The sequence below is a fragment of the Chryseobacterium mucoviscidosis genome (assembly GCF_002177115.1).
Taxonomy (GTDB): Bacteria; Bacteroidota; Bacteroidia; order Flavobacteriales; family Weeksellaceae; genus Chryseobacterium; species Chryseobacterium mucoviscidosis.
On record NZ_MVAG01000039.1, the window covers coordinates 41,774 to 54,287 of the forward strand.

A 12,514-nucleotide genomic window follows, 5' to 3' on the forward strand; every position below is an offset into this window, starting at 1 on the left:
TCATCTGCTATGAAGCGCAAGTTTCATCATCCGCACATAACGGAAATATACTTGTTCTCTTTCATCTTAAAAATTGTTTTTACTTTGCATAGAATTAAAATTTATATTTGAGAATCCGCTTTAAACCAATTCGAAATTAAAACCATGGAATTAATTAAAGACATTGTCTGTCAGGTTTATTTTGACGGCAAATCAACCGAAAAAATTTTTGAACTTTTAGATCTTTATCTGCCTAAATACGAACCGTTGAATTTAGATTATACTTCCAGAATGGATAGTGAAGAAGGCTTTAGCAGCAATAAAGAAATGATCGATTATTTTGTAAATACAGATCATATTGACCAGACCTTTTACTGGAATCAATACACTGACAATCCTGATAGAATTTTGTTTGGCGTTAATATAACTGATGATAATAAAACTGTCTTCAGTTTAACTATTGACGGAACCATTACCTTAGCTGAAATTTATTTAAATGATTTGAAACAAAGGCTGAATTCTGATATCGGAGTTATTACTTTTTTTAATCCTGCAGAGTATGAGAATGGGCTTGATTTTAAAATGAAGTATGAATAATTTTCACAGTTTATTATTAGATTTGAAATAAAAAGTGACAATGTATAATATCAAAGATCTTTACAAAACCTTAGAAGAACGACGACGTCCGGAAGATGTTGCGGAAATGATTGTTGAACTTATGAAAGATCAACTTTCAACTCATGAAAATCAAATTCTGGAAAAAACAGCAAAAGGATCTCTGAATAGAAATCTGTATGGCTATACTTCAATGTTGGAAAGTTTTGGAACTACAGTTGGTGCAGAAGTCCAAATTAATAAAGCCATAGAAGTCTTTAAGATTGAAATTCAAAAAACTGACAAATTTGGTAGTAAGACAGAAGATATTGAAGATTTTTTAAATAAGACTTCTCCCCTCATTTTTAAATCTGTTGGTCAGAATAATTTTAAGACAGACAGACTGAACAAGATTCAAAGAAAAGAAATTGGTCTGGATATTTCTAAAAGAAATTACAATAAAAAATGGCGTCTCCTAAAAAGAATCGAAAAGAAATTAAAAACACTAATTCAGGAAACTAAAAAGCTTGAATTTCAAAAAATTTCAAAACATGGACTAAGTCACACGATAAATTTTGAGGATTTTCAATCTGATCTAAATACTGCCTGTTTTATCGCCTATTATAATGCACGCTGCAATATGAGAAGTGTATTTACCAATCAAAGTCAGGAAAGACCATTTGATGAAATTTGCGAAGTTTTATTCGGGAGATGTAAAGAAAATCCTGAAAATACAAATTGGTGGGCAATTTCTCATATTTACACAAGCGATATAACTTTAAATTATTTAAATGATGAACAAAAAGGAAAACTTTTGGGAAAATGGACATCTATTATTCAGGAAATCTCCGGTTTTTTAGAAGTTCTATGGAATAATAACGATATCAATCGCCAGACAATGGCTGTAAAACGCGGAAATGATTCTACAACCTGGAACAATACCGCCGGAGCATGGAATAATGCGAGAGACAATTGGATGAATATCATTTATGCAATGGGAATGGGTTATATCCTTGAAGACATTTGCTTTGGAAAAGTCATGAGATTAATGGCTGCAGATGTTGTTGCGTGGCATTATGCAACAGGCAGTAAGATTGATCCTAATACAGAGGTTTGGAATAAGATCCCTCTACCTTGGGAAGTTTTTCAGGAAAAAGCATTTTGCAATAAAAAATTAATTACAGATATTTGCAGAGAAGCAGGAATAGATCCGGAAAAATCAGGATGGATCGCACCAAGAGAACATTCTGTTGCGAAATTTAAACCGACACCCGAACTTGTACACGGTGTAACGGTTTCAAATCCATTTATGGCAATGATTCTAAGAAAGAACAAATTTTTCTCAGGAAAAAATAAATAAAGACAGGTTAATTCAGTGGTAGAATATCCGGCTCTTCTTCCGGATTGACGTAGGTTCGAGCCCTACATCTGTCTTGGTATCTGATATAGCTCAGCGGCAGAGTACCCGGCTCTTCACCCGGGAGGACACAGGTTCGAGCCCTGTTATCAGAACAAAAATTATATTCAATGAATCCTTTACTGTGTTTAAAGGGTCTATCTTTTTAAAGAACACATTTTAATCGCCTTAGTGTATTCTTAATGAAAATAAAATTTACACTTTTCGTCGCCCTGTTATTTTCTTTCGCTTTACAATCCCAAAGAAGAAATGATTTTCCGTATTCTGATAAAATCCCGAATTGTGACATGATTAAAAATGGAACTTTTTCCAGATATAGCCAAGATAATCGGTTTAAAGTGAAATTTTCTGACAATAAAATGACAGAAATCTATGGGAAAAATACCGTTACGATAGAAAGTAATATAAAAATGCTGAGTAAATGTAAATTTAAAGCGGAAATAAAAAATATAAAAACAAAATATAAAATGCCGGACAGCTTATTTTATGTTGGTAAGAAAACGGAATATGAAGTGGTAGAAACAGGAAAAAACTATATTATTTATGATTATCGGTGCAATGAAGGCAAAAACATTTGTTCGGAAATTTTAGAAAAAAAATAAAAATCATGAATAATATAAACACAAGACTCCAAAACGTAAAAAAACTCCAGGCAAAAAGATGGGAAAATGAAGATCATTGGGATGCAATTAACGATCTTTTAATCAAAGAACTGGATGAAATTTTAGCGCTTGAACCGGAAAATACTTCCGCTTTAATCAACATTGCTGCAATCTATTCTGATATGGGAGAAGACGAGCAGGCTTTAAAACATCTTCATAAGGCATTAAATCTGGGTTCGGCGGATAAAAATCTGTTCGTCAATCTTGCAATTGTGATGACTTATATGGGAAAGCATCCTGAAGAATATCATGAATTTTTGGAAATTGCAGAAGACAAAACAGAAGATCCGTTAACTTTTAAAGCTCATTTTGATCCGGAGTCGCGTTGAGAATTTTATAAAAAAAAGATTCTGTTTACTAATCAATTCCCAATTTTTCTGTAATTTCAGCATTTTTAAAAAACATAAATAATAACCATCTCCTATGAAGAAAACAATTATTTCAGCATTTTTTATTATCATTTTTTCAGCTCTTAAAGCACAGATTCCGACTGTAAAACCTTCGACTGTAGGTCTGGAGAAAAATTATCAAAACTTCAGCTCAAAAAAAGAAGCGGTTGTTCAAAAAGAAATTATTAAGCTTGGTGATTTTAAAGGCCTTCATTTTCAGAAAATTGTTCTTAAAGATTTGTCGGATGATTCTTCGCTGAGCGTTTTGGGAATTATGACGCTTTCCGAAACTTTCGACAACATTTCCAGAAAGACTACTACTCTGGAAAAAGATGAAGTCGAAAAACTCATCAATGCGCTTGAAAAAATTCAGCAGAACTCATCTTCCAAACCTGAAAACGACACCAAATACAAATACACCACCAAAAGCAATATCGAAACAGGAAGCAACTACCATGCAGATGTAAAAACATGGGAATATTATCTGAAATTGCCTGCTACATTCTACAGCCAGAATGAAATACAGTTTTCCAAAAACGGACTTGCCGAACTGATAAAATTCCTTAAAACGGCACATCAGAAACTTTAAAAACAAAAACAAGATACCTATGTTTACTTTCCTTAAAAGAAAAAAGCCTGAAGTTACCATCAATTCTATTTCTATCCCAACTTTCGGCTGGGAAATCGTTGAACAAAATGACGCTCAGATCGTCTGGGTAAATCCTGAACAAAGCGCATTGATTTCTCTGTACTTTTTCAACATTCCGCCGGATTTACCGACTGTTAAAAATATTGATGAATTAAGAAACTTTCACAGGCACTCAGTTTCTGCTTCCGGTGGAGGCATTGTTGAGGTATCAACATTTAACCTTCATAATATTCCGAGTGTAAAGACTATTTTTAAAATCCCTCAACCTGAACAAGGGATGAGCTATCTTGCATCCGTTACTATTCCTTTTGAAAACTGCAGTTTTGTAATTAAAACCCAAGCTGTTGAAGTCGGAACAACAGGGATGAGAGATAATCTGGTACTAAACAGATTTCTCCAAAACGGCGAAGTTACATTTGATGATAATGGACTGAAAAACTGGTTTGAAGATCCCTACGATCCTTCCTTTAAAGAGGGTGCTCTTATGAATAAATCCGAAACAGAGGAGTATGACAATGATTTTCCCCATCATCCGCTTTCCATAGTTCGCAGCATGATTAAAAAAGCCATCGAAGAAGTGATTTTAAAGGATGAACTAAAACGGCTGACTGCTTTCAGTAAATAATAAAATTAAATTTAAAAATCATCGGCAGAGTGTATGAAATAATACCACTCTGCTTTTTTATATGAAATTTTTCACTACCTTAGTTATGAAATTTGCTGAAAAATAAGGCAATACATAAGATTATGGCAGAAAAACTTTATTTCATCAAAAACAATCCTGTTGCCGCAAAGATCAATCTGTACAACAAACTCTGCCGCGAAGAAGAAACTGCGCTTCAGTTTTTAAAAAAAGATCAGAAAACAAGTTTTGAGCTTATAAAAAAGAAAGTTCAGGAGAATGCAGAAAATCTTAATAAAGAAGAAGTGGAAGATATTTTCAATTGGTTTGCATCAGAATACACTTCCGATCCTGAAGAAATGAAAACCCAGCTTTTCGTACACGGATTTGATATTTTTTATGAAATAAATGATTCTTTACAAGTTGAAAATTTTAACCAAATTCTTTCAGATTATGAAAAATATTCAATGCAACATTTAGGGTACAAATGCAAAGCGGAAGATTTCAACCGTTTTCTGATCTACGGAATATTTTTTACAGGATTAGTAGATCAGAAAAATGAAAATTATCTGTCGGATTATTTACAATTAAATCATAAAGATCTGTATTCTTTGGCAGAACAGGAATTTCATGCAAAAAATAACGATTTTTCCCATGAAAAAAACTATCCTGATTTTGAAAAGCTGTATGACTGTACAAAGTTTTATAAAGGTTATATCATGAAACTTTAAAAACGATTAATAATTCAAATGAGAAATAACCAAAAAATAATCCAATCGGATGAATTGGATATGCTTTTGATCCTTCTTCCTTCCGGATGGAGTGAATTTCTGCTTTACATTCATGGAAGAAGTTTTAATTATGTAATTACTCATGTTTTTAACAATCCTTATTCAGAAATCATGTATGCCGTTCTGGATCTGATACAAGACAAATGGGAAACTGAATTTATCTGGTACAACGAACCGGGAGGATGTAAATTTGAAATAAAACGAATAAAGGATAAACAGCATAAAGCCATTATTTCTATATATTATTTTGAAGAATCTTACGGAGGACAGTTGAATTTTAAACTGGAAACTCAGTTCGAAGTTAAAATAAAACAATTTGTTTTGCTTTGTTACCTTCAACTGAAAAAGACTTATTTACTGCTTAATGATAAAGAATTTTCAGAAAAAAGAAGCGGTGCCTTTCTTGTACAGAATTTCCATGACTTTGAAAGAAAAGTCGAAGATTTTCTGAAGAAAAAACAAATGATCTTTTAATAAAATTCTATATTTGCATTCATGAAGCACTTAAACAACATATTGCGTCTTCCTTTTTTCAGCAATTATTATTACCCGGATAACCGTTCGGGAAGACTTCTATAACCATATTCAGTAGAAATTTAATCTAAAAATATCATAGAACCCGGACAGTTTTGTTCGGGTTTTTTCATGCTTAAAAATTAAAAATATGATCAGAAAATTAAAAGAAAATGTAGAAATCATTCTGCCGGAAAACGGACTGGAAGAGAAAATTCAGCAAGCCGAAAAAGAAAACAGAAAGCTAATCATCAAACTGGGTTTTGATCCCACTGCTCCGGATCTGCATCTTGGACACGCAGTTGTTTTGAAAAAACTGAAACAATTTCAGGATCTGGGACATCAGATTGTAATCATTGTCGGAAGTTTTACCGCAAGAATCGGCGATCCAACAGGAAAAAACAAGGCGAGAAAACCTTTAACCGCTGAAGAAGTTCATCATAATGCGGAAACGTACATCAGTCAGCTCTCAAAAGTTATTGATATGGAAAAAACAAAAATTGTCTTTAATTCGGAATGGCTGGATGCGCTGAATTTTTCGGAAATGATCCAACTGATGTCGAAAGTGACGGTTGCCCAACTGATGCACAGAAATGATTTCAATAAAAGGTTTTCAGAAAATACACCTATTTCAATGCATGAACTGGTGTACCCTGTTTTGCAGGGTTTTGATTCTGTACAGATTAATTGTGACATTGAAATGGGCGGAACCGACCAGCTTTTCAACTGTACGATGGGACGACAATTACAGGAAAGTCACGGAAAATCTCCGCAGATCGTGATGTGCATGCCTTTGCTAAAAGGTTTGGACGGAAAAGAAAAAATGAGCAAATCTTTAAACAACATCATCGGATTAACCGACGAGCCGAATGAAATGTTTGGGAAAACGATGTCCATTCCGGATTCTCTGATTGACGAATTTATTGATCTTACCACGGATTTTTCTTCTGAAGAGAAAGAACGTTTAAAACAAAACATCAATGATGGTGAAAATCCAATGAATATTAAAAAGCTGATCGCTAAAAATATCATCACACAATATCATGATGCAGAATCGGCTGAAAGTGCAGAGTTGTTTTTTATGAATCAGTTTCAGAGTAAAAATTTTGAAGAAAAAGTTTTTGAACTGGTCTTCATGGATTCGCTCCATCATATTCAGTATAAAATGACTTTAACAGAACTATGTCATCAACTGAAAAGTAACGAAAGCAAATCTTTCATCCGAAGACTGATTGAAAACGGTGGAATTCAGATCAACAATATAAAAATAACTGATCCGAATGAAGAAATTAAATTAGAGAAAGGAATAAAAATTAAGATCGGCAAAAGAAGTTTTTTTGAACTTTTGTAAATATTTAATTTCCGAAGGCAATTTTCTATATATTCGTTTCTTTAAAATTTAAAATACAATTGCATGAGCTACATTATGGTCGATATAGAATCAGACGGACCGATTCCGGGCGATTTTTCAATGATCTGTTTTGGAGCCGTTTTAGTGGATGAAAATCTGGAAACCACCTTTTACGGAAAACTGAAACCTATTTCAGAGAAATTCAATCCGGATGCATTGGCAGTTTCCGGTTTCACGCGGGAGGAAACAATGAATTTTGATGATCCCGAAGAAGTGATGCTGAAATTTGAAGAATGGATTAAAGAAAATTCTAAAGGAAGACCTGTTTTCATTAGTGATAACAACGGCTTCGACTGGATGTTTATCTGTTGGTATTTTCATCATTTCATCGGGAGAAATCCTTTAGGGTTTTCCTCCAGAAGACTTGCGGATCTGTATTGCGGACTGGAAAAAGACACTTTTGCCCAGTGGAAACATTTACGAAAAACAGAACACACCCATCATCCGGTTGATGATGCACGAGGAAATGCAGAAGTTTTACTGTATATGAAAAAGGAAATGGGACTGAAAATCGGATTGAAATAAAAAAGTATGCATTTTCAGCATACTTTTTTACTTATAGGTGTAAGGAACAAGAACCTCAATAAAATTATCCGTCCGGTGCGGTTCTCCGATGGCGCGGAATTTCCAGTCGCCGTTGTGTCGGTAAACTTCCGCAAAAACCATGGAACACATTCCGTTCATACCTGCATCGCCGGAAAGACTGAATTTTGTAATTTCTCTTCCTCTTGCATCTACCGCGCGGATAAATGCATTTTCTATCATTCCGAAATGCTGCCTATTAAACAATCCCTGATAAATTGAAACCACGAAAACGATTTTCTGATAACGTTCATCCAACTGATCCAGCAACACAATAATCTGTTCGTCGTCGCCATCTCCGGCTCCGGTTCTGTTATCTCCGGTGAGCCATATTTTTCCGCTCGGATGCCGCATCGCATTAAAGTAGATAACATCACTTTTGTACAAAGCGATCTCTCTTCCGTTTCTTCCGGGAACCGTCATTCCGAGATCTGCTACTTTTCCGTTTTTATCTAAAAGAAAAGCGATGGCATCAAGATCATATTCCGGACCATCGCTGACCCCGAACAGACGGTTGAAAAAATTTCCGGATCTTCGAACATCCCAACCCAGACCTATGGTTACTGAGGAAAGATCATACGCATCTTCTCCATGTTCATTTTTGCGGAGGTTAATCGTCTGACCTTTTTGTAAGTTGATTGCCATTTCTATTTAATGATTTGTCCTTTGTAATATTTTTCAAGGAAAAAGCCCAGATCTGCTCTGTAGCCGATTCCTGAAGCTTCAAACTTCCAGCTTCCACCACGTTTGTACAGTCTTCCGAATTCTATTCCGGTTTCGATGGAAAAATCTTCGTCCAGTTCATATTTGGCAATTTCCATATTCGTGTTATTGTCTACAATTCTGATGTACGAATTTCTCACCTGTCCGAAATTCTGCTTTCTCCTTTCAAAATCTTCGATGGTAACGACAAAAAGAATTTCCTGAACTCTTTCATCTACTTTTTCAAGATCAATAATGATGGATTCATCATCATCTCCGTCGCTGTTTTTTCCGCTCGGATCATCACCTGTATGCGTGAGTGCGCCATCGGGCGAACTCAGGTTATTATAAAAAACAAAATATTCTTCACTCACCAGTTTTCGTTCTGCATCGATCATAATTGCGGAGGCATCAAGGTCAAAATCATATCCCATTCCTTCATTCGGATCCCATCCAAGACCGATGGTCATTTTTGTAAATCCAAGATCAATTCTTTGCCCTTTCTGTAAATTAATTGCCATAATAATGCTATGTGTTTTATGTATTGTTTATCGAAGTTATGGCGGTTTTAGGAAATTTCCAAAATATTTTGTGACAAAAAATTATGTAAATTGCAAAACATAAAATTTTGAAATTCAGTAAAATTAAGAGCTGAAAAAATCCGATCGCCATGACCGGATTTTATATTTTCAAAAGATTTAATTAAAAGATAAATTATTCTGTAAATTCTTTTTCTGCAACAATATTATTTCTTGCTTTTGCCAGCATAGGAATTGAGATTAATCCCATGACCAACATGATGCAGATCTGCAAAGGCAATGAAATGAAAGAATACGTTAAACCAACCTCTCCTCCAAGCTCACCGCTTTTCCCCATGGATATAAATAAAGCCATAAAACCGTATTTCATTGCGAGATTAAAAGCTCCGATTCCTCCACTTGCAGGGATAATCATCCCGAAGGTTCCCACTACGAGAATTAGAAATCCGTCATCAAAAGTAAAGTCTGAAGTTTCCGGCAGCGCAAAACAGACCAAATAGGCGGCAAAATAATAGGAAACCCAGATTCCTAAAGTATAAAGAATGAATTTTCCTTTTTGCTTTAATTTGAATACAGATGTTAAACCGTCGAGTATTCCGTCTATAAATTTGATAATCTTATCTAAAACAGGAACATTGGCGAGTCTTTTTTTGAACATAAAAAATAAAACCGCACCCAGCAATAAAATTCCTATGATGAAAAAGATTTTATTCGGATTGAAATTGGCTCCCGAACTTTCATAAACAGATGAAATAACATCTCCTTTAAAGATCAAAGTCAACCCTAAAAAGCAAAGCATACAGACTAAGTCTACTACTCTTTCCAGAATAATGGTCCCGAAAGACTGGTCTACCGGAATTCTTTCCACTCCGTACAAAGCAGTTGCTCTTGCTACTTCTCCACTTCTTGGAATTGTTAGGTTCATAAGATATCCAAAAGAAATCGACCAGAGAGAATTGGAGTTTGAAATATGGTGTCCCATCGGCTCCAGCATCAGATTCCAGCGGATTGCTCTGAACCAGTATGCTGCAATACCAAAACAGGCAGCAAATAAAACCCACCAGTAATTTGCCTTTGCTAAAGATTTTTGGATCACTTTAAAATCTAAACCTTTTAGGGCAAACCATAAAAAAAAGCCTGCAAAAGCAAGCGAGATCACTATTGTAAGAATGGATTTCAGAGGATTTTTTGATTTTTTCTCCATCCGGTTACGTCAAAAGGTTTGTTTTTTCGTCCGGGAAAACAATTTTTGGCTGGAAAGTCTGTGCTTCTTCCGGAGTCATCTGTGCATAAGCAATGATAATAATGATATCATCTCTCTGTACTTTTCTCGCTGCAGGACCGTTAAGACAAACTTCTCCCGATTTTCTTTTTCCTTTGATCACGTAAGTGTCGAAACGCTCTCCGTTATTCACATTTACAATATAAACCCTTTCTCCCACTACCAAACCAGCCGCTTCAATAAGGTCTTCATCTATTGTAATACTTCCAATATAATTAAGGTCAGAAGCCGTAACTCTCACCCTGTGAATCTTAGACTTAAAAACTTCTATTAACATGGTGCAAATTTATTAATAATAATTTACAAAACCGCCTTTTATAATGAATTTAAAACTCACAGAATGCCAGTACTTTAATTTAATTAAACATAATTTTTGAAGATTTTATTTACAGAATTTACAAACATATCCTAAAAACGATCAATACTTATTACAAAATTCAGGATTTAATAAATGTAAAAAATAATATTACATTTTTAGTAAAGTCAATATACATAAGCATTTGGCATGATTTTAGTAACGTGTAACGTAGATTTTTCGTAAAAAGCTGAATTATCATATTTTAACTGTTTTCACGTAAAATCAAAAAATTTATTTATTTTTTTGCAAAAAAATTGCACATATAGAAAATAGTATTATATTTGCTATTAATACGAACTAACTTTAATATTAAAAATTATGAACAAGTCTGAATTAATCGACGCAATCGCAAAAGATGCCGGCATCACTAAAGTTGCAGCTAAAGCTGCTTTAGAATCATTTATTTCTAATGTAATGACTACGCTAAAGAAAAAAGACGGAAAAGTTTCTTTAGTAGGGTTTGGAACTTTCTCTGTAGCTGAAAGAGCAGCAAGACAGGGAATTAATCCTGCAACTAAAAAGCCAATTAACATCGAAGCTAAAACTGTTGCTAAATTCAAAGCGGGTGCAGATCTTTCTGCTGCTGTTGCTTCAGCAAACGCTCCTGCTCCAAGTAAAAAGAAAAAATAATCTTTCAGGATTAAAGAAAAAATAAAACCTCATCGTGCGATGAGGTTTTCTTATTGATGTATCAGCTATTTAAGGAGCCAATCTTGCTATTTTCCAATCAATTCCATCTACTAATTTATATACAATCCTATCGTGAAGCCGGTTAGGTCTTCCCTGCCAGAATTCTATTTCGTAAGGTTTTGCAATATAACCGCCCCAGTTTTCAGGTCTTGGAACTTCTGCATTTTCATACTTTTCTTCAAGCTCTTTAAGCTTTTTTTCTAAAAATTCACGGTTGGGAATTTCTTGACTTTGAGGAGAAACCACTGCGCCTAACTGACTTCCTTTCGGTCTGGAATGAAAATATCCGTCACTCAGATTTTCTGCGATGCGTTCCAGATCTGCTTTAATAATGATCTGCTTTTCAAGACTCGGCCAAAAGAAATGAAGACAGGCTTTATGGGTCTTTTCTATGGATTTTCCTTTTCTGCTGTCATAATTCGTATAAAAAATAAATCCTTCATGTGTATACGCTTTTAACAACACCATTCTTGTACGCGGACAGCTATCTTCTTCTACCGTGGAAATAGCCATTGCATTGGCTTCCGAGATGTTAGGATTTTCGCTGGCTTCCAGAAACCAGTCGCGAAACTGTTCGATAGGATTTTGTTTTATCTCACTTTCAATAAGTTGGGATTTCTCGTACACTTTTCTTTTGTCGTGCAGGTTTTCCATAAATATTTTTTATTAAATTTGAGTATGAATTACTCTTACAAAGGTAAAATATTAATTTCCACACCCGACATTTCCGGCGATATTTTTTCCAGATCTGTTGTTTTGATTATTGAACATAATGAGAACGGTGCATTTGGTTTAATATTAAATAAGAAAAACAGCCAGATGAGCAGTAAATTCAAAGATTTTTTTGATTTTAAGATTGAAGTTTATGATGGCGGTCCTGTAGAAAACGACAAAGTTTTCTTTATTGTAAAAGGAAAAAAAGTAACCGAAATTTATACAGAAATCACCCCCGAATTTTATCTTACGGAAGACATTGAAAACATCATCAGTGCTGTTCTGAACGGTGAACTGGACATCAATAACGTGAAAATATTTTCCGGCTATTCCGGATGGACAGCTTTGCAGCTTGATGGGGAAATCCAGAGAAAACTCTGGACGGTAGTAGATGTTTATAACCTTGATTATACTTTGCCCAATGATCAGACACTCTGGAAATCGATCATGCAGAATTTGGGTGGAGAATATCTTTTATGGGCAAATTCTCCTGAAGATATTTCCCTGAATTAGAAACATCCCATTATTAACATTCCGTTAATATTTAACAAACTTTAAGAAAGTGTTAACCAATTTTAAGCAAAGAATTTACGTTATTTGTTTAACTAAAATCTTTACGA

General features: G+C 34.5%; 17 protein-coding genes and 2 tRNA genes. 14 read left to right on the forward strand and 5 right to left on the reverse strand.

Annotated elements, in window-relative coordinates:
• Positions 1-144 precede the first annotated feature (144 nt).
• The 12 genes from B0E34_RS00800 to B0E34_RS00855 all read left to right on the forward strand — a co-directional run bounded on the left by B0E34_RS00800 (position 145) and on the right by B0E34_RS00855 (position 7,552).
• Entirely contained in the window at positions 145-576 is a 432-nt protein-coding gene (locus tag B0E34_RS00800; protein WP_087705931.1) for a hypothetical protein, read from the forward strand.
• A gap of 40 nt (positions 577-616) precedes the next feature.
• Entirely contained in the window at positions 617-1,933 is a 1,317-nt protein-coding gene (locus tag B0E34_RS00805; RefSeq protein WP_087705933.1) for a hypothetical protein, read from the forward strand.
• Between the two features lies 1 nt (position 1,934).
• Positions 1,935-2,007 (forward strand) — tRNA-OTHER (locus B0E34_RS00810).
• A gap of 5 nt (positions 2,008-2,012) precedes the next feature.
• Positions 2,013-2,085 (forward strand) — tRNA-Lys (locus B0E34_RS00815).
• A 192-nt stretch (positions 2,086-2,277) separates the two neighbouring features.
• Positions 2,278-2,592, forward strand: coding sequence for a hypothetical protein (locus B0E34_RS00820; RefSeq protein ID WP_123891941.1), 315 nt, complete (start codon positions 2,278-2,280; stop codon positions 2,590-2,592).
• Between the two features lie 5 nt (positions 2,593-2,597).
• Positions 2,598-2,981, forward strand: a complete 384-nt coding sequence (locus B0E34_RS00825) for a tetratricopeptide repeat protein (protein ID WP_123956491.1) — start codon at positions 2,598-2,600, stop codon at positions 2,979-2,981.
• A gap of 94 nt (positions 2,982-3,075) precedes the next feature.
• Complete coding sequence (locus tag B0E34_RS00830) at positions 3,076-3,630, forward strand: hypothetical protein (RefSeq protein ID WP_087705939.1); 555 nt, start codon at positions 3,076-3,078, stop codon at positions 3,628-3,630.
• Between the two features lie 19 nt (positions 3,631-3,649).
• On the forward strand, positions 3,650-4,315 hold the full coding sequence (locus tag B0E34_RS00835) for a hypothetical protein (RefSeq protein ID WP_087705941.1): 666 nt from the start codon (positions 3,650-3,652) through the stop codon (positions 4,313-4,315).
• A 122-nt stretch (positions 4,316-4,437) separates the two neighbouring features.
• Positions 4,438-5,043, forward strand: coding sequence for a hypothetical protein (locus tag B0E34_RS00840; protein WP_087705942.1), 606 nt, complete (start codon positions 4,438-4,440; stop codon positions 5,041-5,043).
• Between the two features lie 18 nt (positions 5,044-5,061).
• Positions 5,062-5,577, forward strand: coding sequence for a hypothetical protein (locus tag B0E34_RS00845; RefSeq protein WP_087705944.1), 516 nt, complete (start codon positions 5,062-5,064; stop codon positions 5,575-5,577).
• Between the two features lie 190 nt (positions 5,578-5,767).
• Complete coding sequence (gene tyrS, locus B0E34_RS00850) at positions 5,768-6,967, forward strand: tyrosine--tRNA ligase (RefSeq protein ID WP_087705946.1); 1,200 nt, start codon at positions 5,768-5,770, stop codon at positions 6,965-6,967.
• A 63-nt stretch (positions 6,968-7,030) separates the two neighbouring features.
• Positions 7,031-7,552 (forward strand): 3'-5' exonuclease, encoded by a 522-nt coding sequence (locus B0E34_RS00855; RefSeq protein ID WP_087705947.1) that lies wholly within the window; start codon positions 7,031-7,033, stop codon positions 7,550-7,552.
• 27 nt (positions 7,553-7,579) lie between these two features.
• On the opposite strand, the gene B0E34_RS00860 is transcribed toward B0E34_RS00855, so the two are convergent.
• From B0E34_RS00860 to panD, 4 genes are all read right to left on the reverse strand, one after another.
• Positions 7,580-8,254, reverse strand: coding sequence for a TerD family protein (locus tag B0E34_RS00860; RefSeq protein ID WP_087705949.1), 675 nt, complete (start codon positions 8,252-8,254; stop codon positions 7,580-7,582).
• A gap of 2 nt (positions 8,255-8,256) precedes the next feature.
• The gene (locus B0E34_RS00865; RefSeq protein ID WP_076396075.1) at positions 8,257-8,832 is read right to left on the reverse strand and encodes a TerD family protein; all 576 of its coding nucleotides are present in this window, start codon (positions 8,830-8,832) and stop codon (positions 8,257-8,259) included.
• A gap of 193 nt (positions 8,833-9,025) precedes the next feature.
• Positions 9,026-10,054, reverse strand: a complete 1,029-nt coding sequence (locus B0E34_RS00870; protein ID WP_087705951.1) for a lysylphosphatidylglycerol synthase transmembrane domain-containing protein — start codon at positions 10,052-10,054, stop codon at positions 9,026-9,028.
• Positions 10,055-10,058: 4 nt separating this feature from the next.
• A complete protein-coding gene (panD, locus tag B0E34_RS00875; RefSeq protein WP_055984500.1) occupies positions 10,059-10,409 on the reverse strand; it encodes an aspartate 1-decarboxylase in 351 nt (116 codons plus the stop codon).
• A 399-nt stretch (positions 10,410-10,808) separates the two neighbouring features.
• Between panD and B0E34_RS00880 the strand changes: the two genes are divergently transcribed.
• Positions 10,809-11,120 (forward strand): HU family DNA-binding protein, encoded by a 312-nt coding sequence (locus tag B0E34_RS00880; protein WP_087705953.1) that lies wholly within the window; start codon positions 10,809-10,811, stop codon positions 11,118-11,120.
• Positions 11,121-11,189: 69 nt separating this feature from the next.
• Here the strand turns inward: B0E34_RS00880 and pdxH are convergent, their stop codons facing one another.
• The gene (gene pdxH, locus B0E34_RS00885; RefSeq protein WP_087705955.1) at positions 11,190-11,834 is read right to left on the reverse strand and encodes a pyridoxamine 5'-phosphate oxidase; all 645 of its coding nucleotides are present in this window, start codon (positions 11,832-11,834) and stop codon (positions 11,190-11,192) included.
• Between the two features lie 24 nt (positions 11,835-11,858).
• On the opposite strand from pdxH, the gene B0E34_RS00890 reads away from it, so the two are divergent.
• Positions 11,859-12,407, forward strand: a complete 549-nt coding sequence (locus B0E34_RS00890; RefSeq protein WP_087705957.1) for a YqgE/AlgH family protein — start codon at positions 11,859-11,861, stop codon at positions 12,405-12,407.
• Positions 12,408-12,514: the final 107 nt, after the last annotated feature.

Coding starts and splice junctions, on each gene's coding strand:
- B0E34_RS00825 (WP_123956491.1), top strand. CDS start 2,598: ATGAATAATATAAACACAAGACTCCAAAACGTAAAAAAACTCCAGGCA.
- B0E34_RS00830 (WP_087705939.1), top strand. CDS start 3,076: ATGAAGAAAACAATTATTTCAGCATTTTTTATTATCATTTTTTCAGCT.
- B0E34_RS00820 (WP_123891941.1), top strand. CDS start 2,278: ATGATTAAAAATGGAACTTTTTCCAGATATAGCCAAGATAATCGGTTT.
- B0E34_RS00860 (WP_087705949.1), bottom strand. CDS start 8,254: ATGGCAATCAACTTACAAAAAGGTCAGACGATTAACCTCCGCAAAAAT.
- B0E34_RS00870 (WP_087705951.1), bottom strand. CDS start 10,054: ATGGAGAAAAAATCAAAAAATCCTCTGAAATCCATTCTTACAATAGTG.
- B0E34_RS00800 (WP_087705931.1), top strand. CDS start 145: ATGGAATTAATTAAAGACATTGTCTGTCAGGTTTATTTTGACGGCAAA.
- B0E34_RS00865 (WP_076396075.1), bottom strand. CDS start 8,832: ATGGCAATTAATTTACAGAAAGGGCAAAGAATTGATCTTGGATTTACA.
- panD (WP_055984500.1), bottom strand. CDS start 10,409: ATGTTAATAGAAGTTTTTAAGTCTAAGATTCACAGGGTGAGAGTTACG.
- B0E34_RS00880 (WP_087705953.1), top strand. CDS start 10,809: ATGAACAAGTCTGAATTAATCGACGCAATCGCAAAAGATGCCGGCATC.
- B0E34_RS00840 (WP_087705942.1), top strand. CDS start 4,438: ATGGCAGAAAAACTTTATTTCATCAAAAACAATCCTGTTGCCGCAAAG.
- B0E34_RS00805 (WP_087705933.1), top strand. CDS start 617: ATGTATAATATCAAAGATCTTTACAAAACCTTAGAAGAACGACGACGT.
- pdxH (WP_087705955.1), bottom strand. CDS start 11,834: ATGGAAAACCTGCACGACAAAAGAAAAGTGTACGAGAAATCCCAACTT.
- B0E34_RS00855 (WP_087705947.1), top strand. CDS start 7,031: ATGAGCTACATTATGGTCGATATAGAATCAGACGGACCGATTCCGGGC.
- B0E34_RS00845 (WP_087705944.1), top strand. CDS start 5,062: ATGAGAAATAACCAAAAAATAATCCAATCGGATGAATTGGATATGCTT.
- B0E34_RS00835 (WP_087705941.1), top strand. CDS start 3,650: ATGTTTACTTTCCTTAAAAGAAAAAAGCCTGAAGTTACCATCAATTCT.
- tyrS (WP_087705946.1), top strand. CDS start 5,768: ATGATCAGAAAATTAAAAGAAAATGTAGAAATCATTCTGCCGGAAAAC.
- B0E34_RS00890 (WP_087705957.1), top strand. CDS start 11,859: ATGAATTACTCTTACAAAGGTAAAATATTAATTTCCACACCCGACATT.